We start from the raw sequence: 20,142 nt of genomic DNA on the forward strand, positions 1-20,142 counted from the left end.
GTCAGCTTGGGCCTTCCGCAGATGCCCGCCCCCGACTTCCCGGCCGAGGTGCGGTCCCGGCTGGAGGAGGACGCGCGCGAGGTCATCGCGCGCTACCCCGACAGCCGTTCCGCGCTGCTGCCGCTGCTGCACCTCGTCCAGGCGGAGGAGGGGTACGTCACCCGGACCGGCGTCCGGTTCTGCGCCGAGACGCTGGCGCTGACCACCGCCGAGGTCACCGCGGTCGCCACCTTCTACTCCATGTACCGGCGCAAGCCGTCGGGGGAGTACCAGGTCGGGGTCTGCACCAACACGCTGTGCGCGGTGATGGGCGGCGACGCCATCTTCACCGGACTCCAGGAGCACCTCGGCGTCGGCAACGGCGAGACCACCGAGGACGGCAAGGTCACCCTGGAGCACATCGAGTGCAACGCGGCCTGCGACTTCGCCCCCGTGGTGATGGTCAACTGGGAGTTCTTCGACAACCAGACCCCGCAGTCCGCCAAGCAGCTGGTGGACGACCTGCGGGCGGGCCGCACCGCCGAACCCACCCGGGGCGCCCCGCTGTGCACGTTCCAGGAGACCGCCCGGATCCTGGCCGGCTTCCCGGACGAGCGGCCCGGCGCGGTGGACGCCACCGGCGGCGCCGGAGCCCCGTCGCTGGTCGGCCTGCGGCTCGCCAAGGGCGAGACCGCCCCCGGGCGGATCGTCTCGCCGCGCTCCGCGCCCCCGCAGGGCACGGACGAGCAGCAGCCCCCGGCCGGCGGCGAAGCGCCCGCCGGGCACCCCAGCTCGCACGACGCGCCGCACACGACGGCGGCGTCCGACCCCCAGCACCCGGCCGGACCGGTGTCCGAGGAGGGTGAGTGATGACCGTGTCCACCGAACACGACGGCACCGGCGGCACCTCCCGGCCGGAGGCCGGCGGCGGAGCGGCCCCGGAGAAGCTGCTGTCCCCCGTGCTGTCGGCCTTCTGGGACCAGCCGGACTCCTGGACCCTGGAGACCTACCTGCGCCACGACGGCTACGAGGGGCTGCGCGCGGCCCTGGCCATGCCGCCGGACGACGTCATCGCGCTGGTCAAGGACGCGGGCCTGCGCGGCCGCGGCGGCGCGGGCTTCCCCACCGGCATGAAGTGGCAGTTCATCCCGCAGGGCGACGGCAAGCCGCACTACCTCGTGGTCAACGCGGACGAGTCCGAGCCGGGCACCTGCAAGGACATCCCCCTTCTCTTCGCCAATCCGCACTCCCTCATCGAGGGCATGATCATCGCCTGCCACGCGATCCGGTCGAACCACGCGTTCATCTATCTGCGCGGCGAGGTCGTGCCGGTGCTGCGCCGGCTGCACCACGCCGTGGCCGAGGCGTACAAGGCGGGCTACCTCGGCAGGAACGTCCTGGACAGCGGCTTCGACCTGGACATCACCGTGCACGCCGGCGCCGGCGCGTACATCTGCGGTGAGGAGACCGCACTGCTCGACTCGCTGGAGGGACGGCGCGGACAGCCCCGGCTGCGGCCCCCCTTCCCCGCGGTCGCGGGCCTCTACGCCTGCCCCACTGTGGTGAACAACGTCGAGTCCATCGCGTCGGTTCCCGCGATCCTGCACCGGGGCAAGGACTGGTTCCGCTCGATGGGCAGCGAGAAGTCCCCCGGCTTCACGCTCTACTCGCTCTCCGGGCACGTCGCCCGCCCCGGCCAGTACGAGGCGCCCCTCGGCATCACCCTGCGGCAGCTGCTCGACATGAGCGGCGGCATGCGCAAGGGCCACCGGCTGAAGTTCTGGACCCCCGGCGGCTCCTCCACCCCGCTCCTCACCGAGGAGCACCTGGACGTACCGCTCGACTACGAGGGCGTCGGCGCGGCCGGCTCGATGCTCGGCACCAAGGCGCTGCAGTGCTTCGACGAGACGACCTGCGTCGTCCGGGCGGTGACCCGCTGGACCGAGTTCTACGCCCATGAGTCCTGCGGCAAGTGCACGCCCTGCCGCGAAGGCACGTACTGGCTGGTCCAGTTGCTGCGCGACCTGGAGGCCGGCAAGGGGCGGATGGCCGACCTCGACAAGCTCAACGACATCGCCGACAACATCAACGGCAAGTCGTTCTGCGCCCTCGGCGACGGCGCCGCCAGCCCCATCTTCTCCTCGCTGAAGTACTTCCGCGAGGAGTACGAGCAGCACGTCACCGGCGGCGGCTGCCCCTTCGACCCGGCGAAGTCCACCGTCTGGGCCGACGACCACAAGACCGCCACCCACAAGGGGGTGCACGCGTAAATGACGATCACGACGAACGCCCCCTCCGGAGGCGGCGAGGCGGCAGTGCCGCCGGAGGACCTCGTCTCCGTCACCATCGACGGCATCGAGCTCTCCGTCCCCAAGGGCACCCTGGTGATCCGCGCGGCCGAGCTGCTCGGCATCGAGATCCCGCGCTTCTGCGACCACCCGCTCCTCGACCCGGCCGGCGCCTGCCGGCAGTGCATCGTCGAGGTCGAGGGCCAGCGCAAACCCATGGCGTCCTGCACGATCACCTGTACGGACGGGATGGTGGTGCGGACTCAACTCACCTCGCCCGTCGCCGAGAAGGCCCAGCGCGGGGTGATGGAGCTGCTGCTCATCAACCACCCGCTGGACTGCCCGGTCTGCGACAAGGGCGGCGAGTGCCCGCTGCAGAACCAGGCGATGAGCGCCGGGCAGGCCGACACCCGCTTCGAGGGGAAGAAGCGCACCTTCACCAAGCCGGTGCCGATCTCCACCCAGGTGCTGCTGGACCGGGAGCGCTGCGTGCTGTGCGCCCGCTGCACCCGGTTCTCCAACCAGATCGCGGGCGACCCCATGATCGAACTCCTGGAGCGCGGCGCCCTCCAGCAGGTGGGCACCGGCGAGGGCGACCCCTTCCAGTCCTACTTCTCCGGCAACACCATCCAGATCTGCCCGGTGGGCGCGCTCACCTCCGCCGCGTACCGGTTCCGCTCCCGTCCCTTCGACCTGGTGTCGTCGCCGAGCGTCTGCGAGCACTGCGCCGGCGGCTGCGCCACCCGGACCGACCACCGGCGCGGCAAGGTGATGCGGCGGCTGGCGGCCGACGACCCCGAGGTCAACGAGGAGTGGATCTGCGACAAGGGCCGCTTCGCGTTCCGCTACGCGCAGCGGCCGGACCGGCTCACCACCCCGCTGGTGCGGAACGCGGAGACCGGTGAGCTGGAGCCCGCGAGCTGGCCGGAGGCGGTGGAGGTTGCGGCCCGCGGGCTGGCGGCGGCCCGTGAGCGGTCCGGCGGCGCCGGTGCCGGGGTGCTCACCGGCGGGCGGCTCACCGTCGAGGACGCCTACGCCTACGCCAAGTTCGCCCGGGTCGTGCTCGACACCAACGACATCGACTTCCGCGCCCGGGTGCACAGCGGCGAGGAGGCCGACTTCCTGGCGGCGTACGTCGCGGGCCGCGGCCGGGACCTCGACGGCGGCGGACCGACCTACGCCGAGCTGGAGAAGGCCCCGGCGGTGCTGCTGGCCGGCTTCGAGTCCGAGGAGGAGGCGCCCGGCGTCTTCCTCCGCCTCCGCAAGGCGCACCGCAAGCACGGCCAGCGGGTGTTCTCGCTGGCCACCCACGCCACCCGGGGGCTGGTGAAGACCGGCGGCACGCTGCTGGGCGCGGCGCCCGGCACCGAGACCACCTGGTTCGCCGCGCTCGCGCGGGCGGACGCCGGCACCGAGCGGGACGGCCTGGACAGCGACGGGCTGCTGGCCGCCGAGGCGCTCCGCACCGAGGGCGCGGTGATCGTCGTCGGCGAGCGGCTGGCCGCGGTGCCGGGCGCGCTCACCGCCGCCGTGGGCGCCGCGGGCGCCACCGGAGCCCGGCTGGTGTGGATTCCGCGCCGGGCCGGTGAGCGCGGCGCGCTCGAGGCCGGGGCACTGCCCGGGCTGCTGCCCGGCGGCCGGCCCGCCACCGACCCGCGGGCCCGCGAGGAGACCGCCGCCGCCTGGGGCGTCGACGGGCTCCCGGAGCGGCCCGGCCGCGACACCGGCCAGATCGTCGAGGCCGCGGCGAGCGGTGAGCTGTCCGCGCTGCTCGTCGCCGGCGTGGAGGTCGCGGACCTGCCCGACCCGCAGCGGGCCCGCCGGGCCCTGGACGAGGTCGGCTTCCTGGTCAGCCTGGAACAGCGGCCGAGCGAGGTCACCGAGCGGGCGGACGTCGTCCTTCCGGTGGCCGCCGTCGCCGAGAAGTCCGGCACCTTCCTCAACTGGGAGGGCCGGGCCCGGCCGTTCGAGGCCGCGCTCAAACCGGACCAGATGACCCGGCGCCACGTCCTCCCGGACGCCCGGGTGCTGCACATGATCGCCGACGCGCTGGCCGGCACCGCGGACGCCCCGCCGACCCCGGCCCTGGACCTGCCCGACGTCCGGGCCGCCCGGCGGGAGCTGGACCGGCTCGGCGGCTGGCGCGGCCCGTACGCCACGGCGCCCGGCCGGCCCGCCCAGCCGCTGCCCCGCCCCGACGCGGGCCAGGCGGTGCTCGCCGGCCACCGGCTGCTGCTCGACCGGGGACGCCTCCAGGACGGCGACGAGGCCCTGGCCGGCACCCGGCACGCGGCGGTCGCCCGGCTCTCCGCCGCCACCGCCGCGGAGGCCGGGGTCGCGGACGGCGACCCGGTGCGGGTGACCGGCCCGGCCGGATCCGTCGAACTGCCCCTGCTGATCACCCCGATGCCCGACCGGGTGGTCTGGCTGCCGATGAACTCCGTCGGGCACGGCGTGACCGACGGCACCGGGGCGCGCCCCGGCGAACTGGTCACCCTCGGTGCGGGCACCGGGGCCGAGACGGCGGAGGTGCGGTCATGAGCGCAGTGACGTCCTGGCCGACCGGGCCGCTGACCTCGCTGGCGGCCGAGGACCTGTCGATGTTCGGGCGGGACCCCTGGTGGCTGGTGCTGATCAAGGCGGTCTTCTGCTTCGCGTTCCTGATGGTGACGGTGCTGTTCTCCATCGTCTGGGAGCGCAAGGTCGTCGCCTGGATGCAGCTGCGGATCGGCCCCAACCGGCACGGCCCCTGGGGCCTCCTCCAGTCCCTCGCGGACGGCATCAAGCTGATGCTCAAGGAGGACGTGGTCGTCAAGCGGGCCGACAAGGTCGTCTACGTCCTGGCGCCGGTCGTCGCCGCGATCCCCGCCTTCATGGCCATCGCGGTGATCCCCTTCGGGCCCGCCGGCAACGAGATCTCGATCCTCGGCCACCGCACCACGATGCAGCTCACCGACCTGCCGATCGCCGTCCTGTACATCCTGGCGGTCGCCTCGGTCGGGATCTACGGCATCGTGCTGGCCGGCTGGTCCTCCGGCTCGACGTACCCGCTGCTCGGCGGCCTGCGCTCCTGCGCGCAGATGATCTCCTACGAGATCGCGATGGGCCTGTCCTTCGCGGCGGTCTTCCTCTACTCCGGGTCGATGTCCACCTCGGCGATCGTCTCCGCGCAGGAGGACCGCTGGTTCGCGGTGCTGCTCCCGGTGTCGTTCCTGATCTACATCGTGGCGATGGTCGGCGAGACCAACCGCGCCCCGTTCGACATGCCGGAGTCCGAGGGCGACCTGGTCGGCGGCTTCAACACCGAGTACAGCTCCATCAAGTTCGCGATGTTCATGCTGGCCGAGTACGTCAACATGGTCACCGTCTCGGCCGTCGCGGTCACCCTGTTCCTGGGCGGCTGGATGGCGCCGTACCCGATCAGCGCGTTCTGGGAGGGGGCGAACCACGGCTGGTGGCCGATGCTCTGGTTCGTCGTCAAGGTCCAGCTGCTGCTGTTCTTCTTCATCTGGGTGCGCGGCACGCTCCCGCGGGTGCGCTACGACCAGTTCATGAAGCTGGGCTGGAAGGTGCTCATCCCGGTCTCGATGGTGTGGCTGATGCTGGTCGCCACGGTCCGGGCGCTGCGCAACGAGAACTACGACTTCCAGGACATCGTGCTCTACGTGGGCGGCGCCGTCATCGCGATCCTGCTCCTCTCCTTCGTCTTCGACATCTTCCGCCACCGCGCGGAGCAGAAGGCCGGGGCCGAGGAGGAACCGCCGGCCGCGTTCGACCCGATGGCGGGCGGCTACCCGGTGCCGCCGCTGCCCGGACAGACCCTGCCGCCCGTGCCCCGGCGCCGTTCCCGTCAGGAGCGGACGCTCGTCGGGAACGGTCCGGCGGAGACCCCCGCCGAGGGCAAGGAGGCCGACGGTGCCTGAGTTCCGCGGCGCGGACCGCCGTCCACGGGCCCGAGCCCGTGCGACGACGGCCGCGGCGACCCCAGTGACCCACGCCGGTGAGGAGGCATCCCGTGCCTGACTTCCAGAATCCCGTGGCCGGCTTCGGCGTGACCTTCAAGGCCATGTTCAAGAAGCGGCTGACCGAGCAGTACCCGGAGGAGAAGAAGCCCACCGCGCCCCGTTTCCACGGGCGGCACCAGCTCAACCGGCACCCGGACGGGCTGGAGAAGTGCGTGGGCTGCGAGCTCTGCGCCTGGGCCTGCCCCGCCGACGCGATCTACGTGGAGGGCGCGGACAACACCGAGGAGGAGCGCTACTCCCCGGGCGAGCGCTACGGCCGCGTCTACCAGATCAACTATCTGCGCTGCATCCTGTGCGGACTGTGCGTGGAGGCGTGCCCGACCCGGGCGCTCACCATGACCAACGAGTACGAACTCGCCGACCGGTCCCGCGAATCGCTCATCTACACCAAGGAGGAGCTGCTCGCCGGGCTGGAGGAGGGCATGGTCGACTCCCCGCACGCGATCTTCCCCGGGATGACCGAGAAGGACTACTACCGCGGGCTGGTCACCGAGGCAGCGCCCGGCACCGAGCAGCAGCCGATCACCCACGGCGACAAGCCGCAGGAGGCGGCGGCGGACTTCGGGCCCGACGAGCCCGCGTCGGGGAAGGTGGTCGACGCATGAGCGCCCTCGCAGCCGCGGTGACCGGCGCGGCCTCCACCGGTGAGGCGGTCCAGTTCTGGGTGCTGGGCACGGTCGCCGTCATCGGGGCCCTGAGCACCGTCCTGATGAAGAAGGCGGTGCACAGCGCCCTCAGCCTGGCCGGCACCATGATCGTGCTGGCGGTCTTCTACCTCGCCAACGGGGCCTACTTCCTCGGCGTGGTGCAGATCGTCGTCTACACCGGCGCGGTCATGATGCTGTTCCTCTTCGTCGTCATGCTGGTCGGCGTCACCGCCGCCGACTCGCTCAAGGAGACCCTCAAGGGCCAGCGCTGGCTGGCGGCGGGCTGCGGCCTCGGGTTCGGCATCCTGCTGATCGCCGGCATCGGCAACGCCTCCCTGCGGAGCTTCAACGGCCTCGGGCAGGCCAACTCCGGCGGCAACGTCCAGGGACTCGCCGCGCTGATCTTCACCAAGTACGTGTTCGCCTTCGAGATCACCGGTGCCCTGCTGATCACCGCGGCCGTCGGCGCGATGGTGCTCACCCACCGGGAGCGCACCGAGCGCGCCGCGAGCCAGCGCGAGCAGGCCGAGGCCCGGGTGCGCACCGGCACGCAGGTGCCGCCGCTGCCCGCCCCCGGGGTGTACGCCCGGCACAACGCCGTGGACATCCCCGGTCTGCTGCCGGACGGCACGCCGTCCGAGCTCACCGTCAGCCACACGCTGCGCGCCCGCGGCCAGATCCGCGACGTCTCCGGTGAGGCGCTCGCCGACCTGGCCGCTCTGGAGCAGCGCGCCGAGGAGCGGCTCGGGCGGCTGGAGCGCAACGAGGAGGCGAGCAAGTGAATCCGGTCAACTACCTCTACCTCGCGGCGCTGCTGTTCAGCATCGGCGCCGCGGGGGTGCTGATCCGGCGGAACGCCATCGTGGTGTTCATGTGCGTCGAGCTGATGCTGAACGCCTGCAACCTGGCCTTCGTCACCTTCTCCCGGATGCACGGCAACCTCGACGGCCAGATCATCGCGTTCTTCACGATGGTGGTGGCCGCGGCCGAGGTCGTCGTCGGTCTGGCGATCATCGTGACGATCTTCCGCTCCCGCCACTCGGCCTCGGTCGACGACGCCAGCCTGATGAAGCTGTAAGGGGTCGCAACAGTGGAGAACCTCATCGGATTGCTCGTCGCGGCCCCGCTGCTCGGCGCGGCCGTCCTCTTGTGCGGCGGACGGCGGCTGGACCGCAGCGGCCACTGGATCGGCACCGGTCTGGCGGCCGTCTCCTTTGTGCTCGGCGTGGTCCTCTTCGCCGACATGCTGGGACGGCAGGGCGAGGAGCGCACCGTCCACCAGTACCTGTTCAGCTGGATCCCGGTGGAGGGGTTCCAGGCCGATGTGGCCTTCCAGCTGGACCAGTTGTCGATGACGTTCGTGCTGCTGATCACCGGGGTGGGGTCGCTGATCCACCTCTACTCGGTCGGCTACATGGAGCACGACGAGCGGCGCCGCCGCTTCTTCGGCTATCTCAACCTGTTCCTCGCGGCGATGCTGCTGCTCGTCCTCGCCGACAACTACCTGCTGCTGTACGTCGGCTGGGAGGGCGTCGGCCTCGCCTCGTACCTGCTCATCGGCTTCTGGCAGCACAAGCCGAGCGCGGCGACCGCGGCGAAGAAGGCGTTCATCGTCAACCGGGTCGGTGACGTGGGGCTGTCGATCGCCATCATGCTGATGTTCACCACCTTCGGGACCTTCGCCTTCGGGCCGGTGCTGGAGGAGGCCGGGGAGGCGTCCAGTGGCACGGTCACCGGGATCGCCCTGATGCTGCTGCTCGCCGCCTGCGGCAAGTCCGCCCAGGTGCCGCTGCAGTCCTGGCTCGGGGACGCGATGGAGGGCCCGACCCCGGTCTCGGCCCTGATCCACGCGGCGACGATGGTGACCGCGGGCGTGTACCTCATCACCCGCTCGTCGACGATCTTCAACGCCTCGCCCGACGCCCAGCTGGTGGTGGTGACGGTCGGCGCGGTCACGCTGCTCTTCGGTGCGATCGTCGGTTGCGCGAAGGACGACATCAAGAAGGCCCTGGCGGGTTCGACGATGTCGCAGATCGGCTACATGATCCTGGCCGCCGGCCTCGGCCCGATCGGCTACGTCTTCGCGATCATGCACCTGGTCACCCACGGCTTCTTCAAGGCGGGCCTCTTCCTCGGCGCCGGTTCCGTGATGCACGGGATGAACGACGAGGTGGACATGCGGAAGTACGGGGCCCTGCGCACGTACATGCCGATCACCTTCGTCACCTTCGGGCTCGGCTATCTGGCGATCATCGGCTTCCCGGGGCTGTCCGGGTTCTTCTCCAAGGACAAGATCATCGAGGCGGCGTTCGCCAAGGGCGGCACGGAGGGCTGGATCCTCGGCGGCACGGCCCTGCTGGGCGCGGCCATCACCGCGTACTACATGACCCGGGTGATGCTGCTGACCTTCTTCGGCGAGAAGCGGTGGCAGCCGGACGCGGACGGCAACGAGCCGCATCCGCACGAGTCGCCGCGCACGATGACCATCCCCATGATCGTGCTGGCCTTCGGATCGGTCTTCGCCGGCGGGCTGTTCAGCCTCGACGAGTCGTTCCTGAAGTGGCTTGAGCCGGTCACCGGGTACAGCCACGGCCACTCGCCGGTCAGCGCGCTGACCGTCACCCTCGCCACCGTGGTGGTGCTGGTGATCGGGGTCGCGGTCGCCTGGGCGCAGTACGGCAGGCGCCCGGTCCCGGTGACCGCGCCGCGCGGCAGCCTGGTCACCCGGGCCGCCCGGCGGGACCTGCTCCAGGACGACTTCAACCATGTCGCCCTGGTCAAGCCCGGTGAGTACCTGACCCGTGGCCTGGTCTACCTGGACCACTCGGTGGTCGACGGCGTGGTGAACGGCACCGCGGCCTCGGTCGGCGGGCTCTCCGGCCGGATGCGCAAATTGCAGAACGGCTTCGCCCGCTCCTACGCGGTCTCGATGTTCGGCGGTGCGGCGATCCTGATCGCCGCCACCCTGCTGATGAGGGCGGTCTGACATGTCCTTTCCCCTGCTGACGGTCACCGCGGTGACCCCGGCCGCCGGTGCCCTCCTCACCGCCGCGGTGCCCGCCGCCCGGCGCACCGCCGCCAAGTGGCTGGCCCTGGCCTTCTCGCTGGCCACGCTGGTGCTGGCGGCCGTGGTGCTGGTCCGCTTCGAACCGGGCGGCGGCCGGTACCAGCTCACCGAATCGCACGCCTGGATCGCGGACTTCGGGGTCCGGTACGAGCTCGGGGTGGACGGCATCGCCGTCGTCCTCGTGGCGCTGACCGCCCTGCTGATCCCGTTCGTCATTCTGGCGGGCTGGCACGACGCCGACCCGCTGGAGGAGCGGAACCCCAACCGCCGCTGGCGGCCCACCCAGGGCTTCTTCGCGCTGATCCTGATGGTCGAGGCGATGGTGATCCTCTCCTTCGAGGCCACCGACGTCTTCCTCTTCTACATCTTCTTCGAAGCGATGCTGATCCCGATGTACTTCCTCATCGGCGGCTTCGGGGACCGGGCCCACGAGCACGGCGACGAGGCGGCGGCGACCCAGCGGTCGTACGCCGCGGTGAAGTTCCTGCTCTACAACCTGGCCGGCGGTCTGATCATGCTGGCCGCGGTGATCGGGCTCTACGCGGTGACCGCCGATGACCTCGGCACCGGGACGTTCTCCCTCCAGGAGATCGTCAAGGCCCGGGCGGACGGCTCGCTCGACATGGCGGCCAACACCGAACGGGCCCTGTTCCTGGGCTTCTTCTTCGCCTTCGCCGTCAAGGCGCCGCTGTGGCCGCTGCACACCTGGCTGCCCAACGCGATGGGGGAGTCCACGGCCCCCGTCGCGGTGCTGATCACCGCGGTCGTCGACAAGGTCGGCACCTTCGCGATGCTCCGGTTCTGCCTCCAGCTCTTCCCGGAGGCGTCCACGTGGGCCACCCCGGCGATCCTCGTCCTCGCCGTGATCAGCATCATCTACGGCGCGCTGCTCGCGGTCGGGCAGCGGGACATCAAGCGGCTGATCGCTTACGCCTCGATCTCCCACTTCGGCTTCATCATCCTGGGCATCTTCGCGATGACCAGCCAGGGGCAGGGCGGCGCCACCCTCTACATGGTCAACCACGGGATCTCGACGGCGGCGCTGATGCTGGTCGCCGGCTTCCTGATCTCCCGCCGCGGCTCGCGGCTGATCGCCGACTACGGCGGGGTGCAGAAGGTCGCCCCGGTCCTCGCGGGCACCTTCCTCATCGGCGGTCTGGCCACCCTCTCGCTGCCGGGCCTGGCGCCCTTCGTCAGTGAGTTCCTGGTGCTGGTCGGCACCTTCAGCCGCTATCCCGTCCTCGGCATCGTCGCCACCGCCGGCATCGTGCTGGCCGCCCTCTACGTCCTGGTGCTCTACCAGCGCACCATGACCGGGCCGGTGAAGGAGGAGGTGCGCACCATGCCGGACCTCCGGGTGCGGGAGCTGGTGGTGGTGGCTCCGCTGGTCGCGCTGCTGCTGTTCCTCGGCGTCTATCCGCAGCCGCTGACCGAGATCGTCAACCCGGCCGTGCAGCACACGCTGTCCGACGTGGACCAGAAGGACCCCGAGCCCGAGCTGGAGGCCGCGAAGTGAACAGTGCGGTGACTGTCCACAGCCTGTGGACAACCTTGGCGGAAGCCCCGACTCCGATGGCCGCGCCGGACCGCATCCCGGCGCCGCGCATGGAGTACGGGCAGCTCTCCCCGACGCTGATCGTGCTCGGTGCCGCCATCGTGGGGATCCTCGTGGAGGCGTTCCTGCCGCGCCGCAGCCGCTACTACGCGCAGCTGCTGCTGTCGGTGGTCGCGCTCGCCGCGGCCTTCGCCGCCGTCGTCGGCCTGGCCGCCGGCGGCTACGCGACGGGCAAGTCCCGGATCTCGGCGATGGGCGCCGTCGCCGTCGACGGTCCGGCGCTGTTCCTCCAGGGCACGATTCTGCTGGTCTCCCTGGTCGCGGTCTTCACCTTCGCGGAGCGGCGGCTCGACCCGGCCGCGCACGGCAACAAGGTCGACTCCTTCGTCGCCCAGGCCGGATCCGTACCGGGCGGACCGGCCGAACGGGCCGCCGTCAAGGCCGGGTTCACCACCACCGAGGTCTTCCCGATCCTCCTCTTCGCGGTCGGCGGCATGCTCGTCTTCCCCGCCGCCAACGACCTGCTGACCCTCTTCATCGCGCTGGAGGTCTTCTCCCTCCCGCTGTACGTGCTCTGCGCGCTGGCCCGCCGGAAGCGGCTGCTCTCGCAGGAGGCCGCTGTCAAGTACTTCCTGCTCGGCGCCTTCTCCTCCGCCTTCCTGCTGTTCGGCATCGCCCTGCTCTACGGCTACGCGGGCACGGTCACCTACGCCGGGATCGCCGATGTCGTCGACGGCACCGTCCGGCGGATCGACCCGGTCCTCGCGACCACCATGGGCAACGACGTCCTGCTGCTCATCGGCGGGGCGATGGTGCTGATGGGGCTGCTGTTCAAGGTCGGCGCCGTGCCGTTCCACATGTGGACCCCGGACGTCTACCAGGGCGCCCCCACCCCGGTCACCGGCTTCATGGCGGCGGCCACCAAGGTCGCGGCGTTCGGTGCCCTGCTGCGGCTGCTCTACGTGGTGCTGCCGGGGCTGCGCTGGGACTGGCGGCCGGTGATGTGGGGCGTCGCGATCATCACCATGCTGATCGGCGCGATCGTCGCGGTCACCCAGACCGATGTGAAGCGGCTGCTCGCCTACTCGTCGATCGCGCACGCCGGCTTCATCCTGGCGGGCGTCATCGCCGCCACCCCGAGCGGGATCTCCTCGGTGCTCTTCTACCTGGTGGCGTACTCGTTCGTGACGGTCGGCGCGTTCGCCGTGGTGACGCTGGTGCGGGACGCGGGCGGGGAGGCCACCCACCTGTCCAAGTGGGCCGGGCTGGGCCGCCGTTCGCCGCTGGTGGCGGCGGTCTTCGCGGTGTTCCTGCTGGCTTTCGCCGGGATCCCGCTGACCTCCGGGTTCTCCGGCAAGTTCGCGGTGTTCAAGGCGGCGGCGGAGGGCGGCGCGGGCACGCTGGTGATCGTCGGTGTGATCTCCTCGGCCATCGCCGCGTTCTTCTACATCCGGGTGATCGTGCTGATGTTCTTCAGTGAGCCGAAGCCGGAAGGGCCGACGGTCGCGGTGCCCAGCCCGCTGACGACGACCGCCATCGGGGTGGGCGTCGCGGTCACGGTGGCGCTGGGAGTCGCCCCGCAGTACTTCCTGGACCTGGCGAGCCAGGCGGGGGTCTTCGTGCGGTGACACGGGCGGCTCCCGTCGACGGCGGTGCCCCGGGGTTCGAAGCCCCGGGGCGCCGTCGTGTATCGGGGTGGTGCCGCGGGCGACCGCCGTGTGCTGGGGTGGTGCCCCGAGGCGCAGCCGCGTACCGGGCGGCTGGTCCGCTCCGGCACGCGGTGGGGCGGCGGGCCGATTCGGCAGACGTGGCGCGGGGCGCCAGGCCGGTCCGGCAGACGTGGCGCGGGGCGCCAGGCCGGTCCGATCGTGCCATCACGTGTCATTCAGGGACGTTCCGCGCACTACGGGGCGTTGGGTGGGCGTTCACCGTCGGATGGCAGCCTGCTTCCGTGAACCTCCCACAGCCCAAGCGCCTGCGCCGCACCCCGGCCGTGCCCCCTGACCGGGCCGCCGAGGTCGTCGCCCACCGCGGCGCCTCCCACGACCGCCCGGAACACACCCTCGCCGCCTACGAGCAGGCGATCGCCGACGGAGCCGACGCACTGGAGTGCGATGTGCGGCTGACCGCCGACGGGAGACTGGTGTGCGTCCACGACCGGCGGGTCGACCGCACCTCCGACGGCCGGGGCGCCGTCTCCGCGATGACCCTGGCGGAGCTGGACCGGCTCGACTTCGGGTCCTGGCGGGGCGAGGGCGCCGAGCCGGCCCGGGCGCTGGCCTTCGACGAACTGCTGGCCCTGGCCACCTCCGCGCCGCGCCCCGTGGCGCTGGCCGTGGAGACCAAGCACCCCACCCGCTGGGCGGGCCGCGTCGAGCAGGAACTCGTCCGGCAGCTACGGCTGTTCGGGCTCGACCGGCGCGTCCCCGGTGAGCCGCCCCGGGTGCGGCTGATGAGCTTCTCCCGGCTCGCGCTGCGCCGGATGGCGGTCCTGGCGCCCGACCTGCCGCGGGTGCTGCTCACCGAGCGCCGGTGGCCGCTGCCGGGGCGGGCCGCCGCGCTGCCGCGCGGGGTACGGATCGCCGGGCCGGGCATCGACCTGGTCCGGTCCCGGCCGGAGCTGGTGTCCCGGCTGCGGGCGGCCGGGCACCGGGTGCATGTGTGGACGGTGGACGAGCCGGAGGACGTGGAGCTCTGTCTCCGGCTCGGCGTGGAGGCCCTGATCACCAACCGGCCGCGGCAGGTGCTGGAGCAGATCGGGGACCGGTGAGGGGGCGCTCCGCCCGACGGGAGGGGCCGTCTGTCCGTCGGTCCTCTTTCGGTCTATGTGTTGGCGTTGGTGTTGCGGCGCGGGGTGATCTCGGTGAGGTCGAGATCGATGGTGAAGGGGACGGAGACCTTGAGCCGGTCGTGGAAGATCCCGGTGGGTACGTAGACGCCGGTCGCGGGCTCCAGCTCGAAGACGTAGGCGACGGCCCGGCCCTCGTCGTTCTCCACCCGCCAGTAGTGGCGGATGCCGGCCTGCGCGTATTTGATCGGTTTCGCCTTGCGGTCGCGGGCCGTGGAGTCGGGGGAGACCACCTCGACGGCGAGCAGGACGTCACCGGGGACGTAGGTGGTCTGCCCGAGTCCGTCATCGGCTTCCGCGCGGACCACCATGACGTCGGGCTCGGGGCGGTCCTTCTCGCCCAGCCGGACGGTCATCTCCCGGACGACCTCCCATTCCGGTGGTGCTGCCGCGACCAGGCCGGATTCCAGCAGACGCAGGACCCGCATGTGGAACTTGCTCTGCGGACTCACGAAGACGAGGCTCCCGTCGATCAGCTCCGTGTGCGGAGGCAGGTTCGGAAGCCGGTCCAGGTCGTCCGCGGTCCAGCCGCCCTCGGGAGGGATCGGCCATGTCGGCCCCGAGGCCTCGGGCCGGGGCTCGGGCTCGCGCTCGGGTTCGACACTCATCAGTGCTCCCATGGCTGGAGTCTCGCCGGTTCGTTCAGCGTATCGGCGGAGAACGGGTCAGGCCCCCACGCACGTGTGAACGAGTCGCGCGCCGTTGACCCGCGCCGATGCTCGGGCGCCCCCGCACCCTCCCCGGGAGGCGAAGGCCCGCACATCCGCGTCCGTGTCGGTGACCGCCGTGGCCAGGGCGGTCCGTCAGGGGCATCCCGGGAGCGCCCCCAGCCGCACACCCGCGGGTGTGCGGCTGGGGGCGGTCGCACTGCCCGGGCGCCGGGGCCGGTCAACGCCGAGAGCCCCGCCGGGCACACCCCCCGAACGCCCCGCCCGTCACACCCGGAGCGTCCCGCTCCGTCACACCGCCGGAGCGACCCGCCCCGTCACCTCGCCCAGCCCGACCCGCACGCCGTCCGGGCCCGGTGCCCAGGCGGTCAGGGTGACCTCGTCGCCGTCCTCCAGGAAGGTGCGCTTGCCGTCCGGCAGGTCCAGCGGGTCGCGGCCGCCCCAGGTGAGCTCCAGCAGGCAGCCGCGCTGCTCGACGGCGGGCCCGCTGACGGTGCCGGAGGCGTACAGGTCGCCGGTGCGCAGCGACGCGCCGTTCACCGTCATATGGGCCAGCTGCTGCGCCGCCGTCCAGTACATGGTGGAGAACGGCGGCTCGGACACCGGGTGCCCGTTGATCGCCACGGTGATCCGCAGATCCAGCCCGCCGGGCTCCAGCGCGCCGTCGTCCAGGTAGGGGAGCAGCTCGTGGTCGCGCGGCGGAGGGGCGGTGCGGGCCTCGTCCAGGGCGTCCAGCGGGGTGACCCAGGCGGACACCGAGGTGGCGAAGGACTTCCCGAGGAAGGGGCCCAGCGGTACGTACTCCCACGCCTGGATGTCCCGCGCCGACCAGTCGTTGAGCAGGCAGACGCCGAACACGTGGTCGCGGAAGGCGGACTGCGGGACCGTTTCGCCGAGCGCCGTCGGGGTGCCGACGACGAAGCCGACCTCGGCCTCGATGTCGAGCCGCCGGCTGGGGCCGAAGACGGGCACGGTGTCGGCCGGGGACTTGCGCTGCCCGTGGGGGCGCCTGACCGGGGTGCCGGAGACGACGACGGTGCCGGCCCGGCCGTGGTAGCCGATCGGCAGGTGCTTCCAGTTGGGGGTGAGCGGTTCGCTGTCGGGCCGGAACATCCGGCCGACGTTCGTGGCGTGGTGCTCACTCGCGTAGAAGTCGACGTAGTCGGCGACCTCGAAGGGGAGGTGCAGGGTGACGTCGGAGAGCGGGTGCAGGAACGGTTCGATGGCCGGGTAGCCGAGCCAGGTCCTGATCCCGGCCCGGACGGCCTGCCAGGTGGGGCGGCCCGCGGCCATCAGGGCGTTCAGCGTGGGGTGCGCCAGCACGTCGGAGTGCGGGGAGCCGAGAGCGGTGCCCGCGGTGTGGACGTCCAGCACGTGGTTCCCGTAGCGGACGCCGATACGGCGGCGGTCCGGCTCGTCGGCGGTGCTGAAGACGCCGTAGGGGAGGTTGTGCAGGCCGAAGGGGTCGTCTTGTGCAAGATCGAGCGGGCTCTGCTGGGGCATCGTCGCTGCCTCGCCTTCCTGTCCGCCGTGGGTCGATCCACAGGCTACGGCCTGATCGCGGGCCGTGGACCGGTGGGCATTGAATACTAAAGTCCTCGCAATTGCCCGGAAAGGCCCCTGTGTCAGGGCAGGTTGCCCAGAAGGGCCGGCGAGAGGCGGTGCCCGGACGTCTCGCGGGTGGCCCCCGGCGGGCGTTTCCGTGGCTGTCTCCGGAGGTGTCTCCGGCGGGCGACGGGCCCTTGGGGCGGCGGACGCCGTGGGCCGGGGGCGCGTCGGTCCGGAGGGCTCGGCCCGCCGCCGTCGGCCCGGAGGCGGTCGCGGGCCGGTCCGACGGCTTTCGTTCGGGGGCTTCCGCAGGGTTGCTGCCTGTCGCCGGCCGGGTGCTCCGCCTCTCCGGAATCCCGTGCGCCGGGCCGCCCGGACGCCGGTGACGCCCGCCCCCGGTTTCCGCGGGAGATGAACGCAGAGATGATCAAGGTCGTATGGGGTACCGCCCCCCTGGTGCCGCTCGCGCGGGTGAGGGGCACCGGTCGGGGCAGGCGCCCGCTGTGATCGCCAGGCGACCGGATACGCTGCCACTGGTGACAGCGACACATCGACATTCCGCGTAGTCGTCCGCAGACAGGAGAACCCCTCGTGACCGTCGTCGGGCCGTTCGGGCTGATCTTGCGGGACCAGGCTCTGGAAGCCGACGTCCGGGCCGCGTTGGCGGCCGTCGAGGAGGGCCTGACCGAGGCCACCAAGAGCGACGTCCCGTTCATCACCGAGGCGGCGCAGCACCTCGTCCGGGCCGGCGGGAAGCGGTTCCGCCCGCTGCTGGTGGCGCTGGCCTCGCACCTCGGCGACCCGAACGCCCCGGGTGTGGTGCCCTCCGCCGTGGTCGTGGAGCTCACGCACCTCGCGACGCTCTACCACGACGACGTCATGGACGAGGCCGATGTGCGGCGCGGGGTGCCCAGCGCCAACGCGAACTGGGACAACTCGGTCGCGGTGCTCACCGGGGACTTCCTCTTCGCCCGCGCCTCGCACATCCTGGCCGACCTCGGCCCGGAGGCCGTCCGGATCCAGGCGCAGGCGTTCGAGCGGCTGGTCACCGGGCAGATCCTGGAGACCGCCGGGCCGCGCGACGGCCAGGACCCGGTCGAGCACTACCTCGACGTGCTCGCCGGCAAGACGGGCTCGCTCGTCGCCGTCTCCTGCCGGTTCGGCGCGATGATGGCGGGCGCGGACGAGGCCGTCGTGGACACCCTCACCCAGTACGGCGAGCGGCTCGGCACCGCGTTCCAGCTGTCGGACGACGTCCTCGACATCGCCAGCGACAGCCACGAGTCCGGCAAGACGCCCGGCACCGACCTGCGCGAGGGCATCCCCACGCTGCCGGTGCTCCACCTGCGGGCCCGGGCCGCGGCGAGCGGCGATCCGCGCGACCGCGAGCTGTGCGAACTGCTCGACGGGGACCTCACCGACGACGCCCGGCACACCGAGGCCCTGCGTCGGCTGCGCCTCCACCCGGCGCTGGAGCAGGCCCGCCGGGACACCATCCGCTACGCGGAGGAGGCGCGCGCGACTCTGGCGCCGCTGCCGGAAGGCCCCGCGAAGGCCGCCCTCGAAGCGCTGTGCGACGCGGTGGTCCACCGGGCGGGCTGACCCGGCACCGGGTGAGCTGCCCACGGACGGCCCGGCAGGGGGCGCAGCCCGGCGAGCCGCACCGTCCGGCGAGCTGCACCGTCCGGAGACCGTTCGGCCCGGCGCACCGCACCGTCGGACGAGCCGCACCGTCGGACGGGCCGTACCGTCGGACGAACCGCACCGTACGGAAGACCCCACAGCCCGAGACGCGAGTACCGGCGGCGGGTGCGGGGTACGGGCACGGCTGCGGCCGCAGTGTGAAGGCGCGGCCGGATGCGGGGACGGCGCACGCGGTGTAAGCACCGCGGCCCGGTTGCCGGGCACCCGGGCCACGCACGCGCGGAACCCCTAGTGGATGCTCCGCGCCCCCAGCGGTATGTGCTCCGCCGAGCGGACGGGGCGTCTCATCCTGTAGGCGTACACCGAGTTGATCCCGTCGGGTGACGCATTCCCCCCGGTCCGTTTGATGGGATTAGTAGCACAACAGCGGCGGGCACAGTGTCACTGTCCGCGAGACGAGCCCCACGGGTGCCATCGACCAACCGCCGCCGACGACGGAGGTAGAGCAGATGCTCAGGAAGCGACCGGCACAGGTCAGCGACGCATGGGAAGCGGAAGAGGACGACACCGCAACGGGCCGCAGGGCCGGACGTTACGTGGTCCCGGTCATCGGGGTGGCGGGGGTGGCGGCCCTCACGATCGGGCTCGTCCCGGCCTTCGCCGGCGTGGGTGCCCCGGACCTTCCGAAGGTGTCGGCCGAGAAGCTGATCGCGAAGATGGCCGCCTCCGACGTCCAGCAGGTCTCCGGCACCGTGAAGATCGACACCGACCTCGGGCTGCCCTCGATGCTCAGCGGCTCGGGCGGCGGCCTCGTCGGTGACGCGATGAAGAATGCTGCCGGGGGCAAGGGCGGCGGTGGCGAGGACGGCGCCGCCCTCGACCCGCAGGCCAAGCTGATGGAGCTGGCCACGGGGTCGCACACCCTCAAGATCGCCGCGGACGGGCCGGAGAAGCACCGGCTCTCGGTCATCGACGGCGGCGACGAGTACACCATGGTCCACAACGGCCAGGAGATCTGGGCGTACGCCTCGGCCGACAAGGCGGTGTTCCACGCCAAGGGGCCCAAGGCCGACGCCGGGGACTCCGACCGCCGGGAGCTGCCGGACCGGGCCACCCCGCAGGCCCTCGCGAAGCAGGCGCTCAAGGCCGTGGACAAGACGACCCGGGTCACGGTCGACGGCACGGCCAACGTCGCCGGGCGGGATGCCTACCAGCTGGTGATCCAGCCCAAGCAGGCGCAGTCCACGGTCGATTCGATCCGGATCGCGGTGGACGCGGAGAACGGCGTGCCGCTGAAGTTCACGCTGTCCCCGAAGAGCGGCGGCAAGCCGGTCCTCGACGCGGGCTTCACCTCGGTCGACTTCGGCAAGCCCGACGCGGGCACGTTCAACTTCACGCCGCCGCGGGGCGCCAAGGTCACTGAGGAGGGGGACCTGGACAAGAAGGCCGAGAAGGACGGGATGTCCGCTCCGGACCTGGGCCTCCCCTTCGACCCCTCGGCCGGTTCCGGTGACGGAGGCGAGCCGAAGATCATCAACGAGGGCTGGGCGTCCATCGCCGAGCTCCAGGCCCCGCGCTCCGGCTCCCACAAGGGCGGTTCCGGCGACGACAAGGCACGCTCCGAGGCGTCCGGTTCGCCTCTGGACAGCTTCGGCGACAAGGTCAGCGGGAAGTTCGGCAAGGGCACGGTGTTCAGCACCCGCCTGGTCAACGCCCTGATGACGGAGGACGGCGGGGTCTACGTCGGCGCCGTCGACAAGGCCGCACTGATCAAGGCCGCGAACGCGGCCCACTGAGCAAGGCCGCGAACGCGGCCGAGCAGGCGCAGCCGAGCGGACAGGGCTGCTGCTGCAACCGCGTGGACGCCGTGGTG

Annotated in this window: 15 protein-coding genes; 13 read left to right on the forward strand and 2 right to left on the reverse strand. The window is 71.9% G+C overall.

The window, feature by feature from the left end; translation table 11 throughout:
* The first annotated feature begins 21 nt into the window (after positions 1-21).
* The 11 genes from nuoE to AC3EQ1_RS17550 all read left to right on the forward strand — a co-directional run bounded on the left by nuoE (position 22) and on the right by AC3EQ1_RS17550 (position 14,331).
* Positions 22-849, forward strand: a complete 828-nt coding sequence (nuoE, locus tag AC3EQ1_RS17500; protein WP_432095248.1) for an NADH-quinone oxidoreductase subunit NuoE — start codon at positions 22-24, stop codon at positions 847-849.
* Positions 849-2,249, forward strand: a complete 1,401-nt coding sequence (nuoF, locus tag AC3EQ1_RS17505) for an NADH-quinone oxidoreductase subunit NuoF (RefSeq protein ID WP_432095233.1) — start codon at positions 849-851, stop codon at positions 2,247-2,249. The genes nuoE and nuoF overlap by 1 nt, the downstream gene beginning before the upstream one ends.
* Positions 2,250-4,808 carry an NADH-quinone oxidoreductase subunit G gene (locus AC3EQ1_RS17510; RefSeq protein ID WP_432095234.1) on the forward strand — a complete coding sequence of 853 codons (2,559 nt, stop codon included), beginning with the start codon at positions 2,250-2,252 and terminating at the stop codon, positions 4,806-4,808.
* A complete protein-coding gene (gene nuoH / locus AC3EQ1_RS17515; protein WP_432095235.1) occupies positions 4,805-6,190 on the forward strand; it encodes an NADH-quinone oxidoreductase subunit NuoH in 1,386 nt (461 codons plus the stop codon). The genes AC3EQ1_RS17510 and nuoH overlap by 4 nt, the downstream gene beginning before the upstream one ends.
* Before the next feature lie 92 nt (positions 6,191-6,282).
* The gene (gene nuoI, locus AC3EQ1_RS17520) at positions 6,283-6,897 is read left to right on the forward strand and encodes an NADH-quinone oxidoreductase subunit NuoI (RefSeq protein ID WP_432095236.1); all 615 of its coding nucleotides are present in this window, start codon (positions 6,283-6,285) and stop codon (positions 6,895-6,897) included.
* Positions 6,894-7,721 carry an NADH-quinone oxidoreductase subunit J gene (locus tag AC3EQ1_RS17525; protein WP_388849541.1) on the forward strand — a complete coding sequence of 276 codons (828 nt, stop codon included), beginning with the start codon at positions 6,894-6,896 and terminating at the stop codon, positions 7,719-7,721. Before nuoI ends, AC3EQ1_RS17525 begins: the two co-directional genes overlap by 4 nt.
* Positions 7,718-8,017, forward strand: coding sequence for an NADH-quinone oxidoreductase subunit NuoK (nuoK, locus tag AC3EQ1_RS17530; RefSeq protein ID WP_351507750.1), 300 nt, complete (start codon positions 7,718-7,720; stop codon positions 8,015-8,017). Before AC3EQ1_RS17525 ends, nuoK begins: the two co-directional genes overlap by 4 nt.
* A gap of 12 nt (positions 8,018-8,029) precedes the next feature.
* Positions 8,030-9,925, forward strand: a complete 1,896-nt coding sequence (nuoL, locus tag AC3EQ1_RS17535) for an NADH-quinone oxidoreductase subunit L (RefSeq protein ID WP_432095237.1) — start codon at positions 8,030-8,032, stop codon at positions 9,923-9,925.
* 1 nt (position 9,926) lies between these two features.
* On the forward strand, positions 9,927-11,522 hold the full coding sequence (locus AC3EQ1_RS17540; RefSeq protein ID WP_432095238.1) for an NADH-quinone oxidoreductase subunit M: 1,596 nt from the start codon (positions 9,927-9,929) through the stop codon (positions 11,520-11,522).
* A gap of 56 nt (positions 11,523-11,578) precedes the next feature.
* Positions 11,579-13,189: an NADH-quinone oxidoreductase subunit NuoN gene (gene nuoN / locus AC3EQ1_RS17545; protein ID WP_432095239.1), complete on the forward strand. Its 1,611-nt coding sequence runs from the start codon at positions 11,579-11,581 to the stop codon at positions 13,187-13,189.
* Between the two features lie 323 nt (positions 13,190-13,512).
* Complete coding sequence (locus AC3EQ1_RS17550; protein ID WP_432095240.1) at positions 13,513-14,331, forward strand: glycerophosphodiester phosphodiesterase; 819 nt, start codon at positions 13,513-13,515, stop codon at positions 14,329-14,331.
* 53 nt (positions 14,332-14,384) lie between these two features.
* Here the strand turns inward: AC3EQ1_RS17550 and AC3EQ1_RS17555 are convergent, their stop codons facing one another.
* Both AC3EQ1_RS17555 and fahA read right to left on the reverse strand, forming a co-directional pair.
* Positions 14,385-15,017 (reverse strand): Uma2 family endonuclease, encoded by a 633-nt coding sequence (locus tag AC3EQ1_RS17555; protein WP_388849553.1) that lies wholly within the window; start codon positions 15,015-15,017, stop codon positions 14,385-14,387.
* A gap of 351 nt (positions 15,018-15,368) precedes the next feature.
* On the reverse strand, positions 15,369-16,580 hold the full coding sequence (gene fahA, locus AC3EQ1_RS17560; RefSeq protein ID WP_432095241.1) for a fumarylacetoacetase: 1,212 nt from the start codon (positions 16,578-16,580) through the stop codon (positions 15,369-15,371).
* 636 nt (positions 16,581-17,216) lie between these two features.
* On the opposite strand from fahA, the gene AC3EQ1_RS17565 reads away from it, so the two are divergent.
* Positions 17,217-18,227, forward strand: a complete 1,011-nt coding sequence (locus AC3EQ1_RS17565) for a polyprenyl synthetase family protein (protein WP_432095242.1) — start codon at positions 17,217-17,219, stop codon at positions 18,225-18,227.
* Positions 18,228-18,778: 551 nt separating this feature from the next.
* Complete coding sequence (locus tag AC3EQ1_RS17570; RefSeq protein ID WP_432095243.1) at positions 18,779-20,065, forward strand: LolA family protein; 1,287 nt, start codon at positions 18,779-18,781, stop codon at positions 20,063-20,065.
* The last annotated feature ends 77 nt before the right edge of the window (positions 20,066-20,142 follow it).

This window comes from Streptomyces sp. bgisy100, assembly GCF_057709105.1.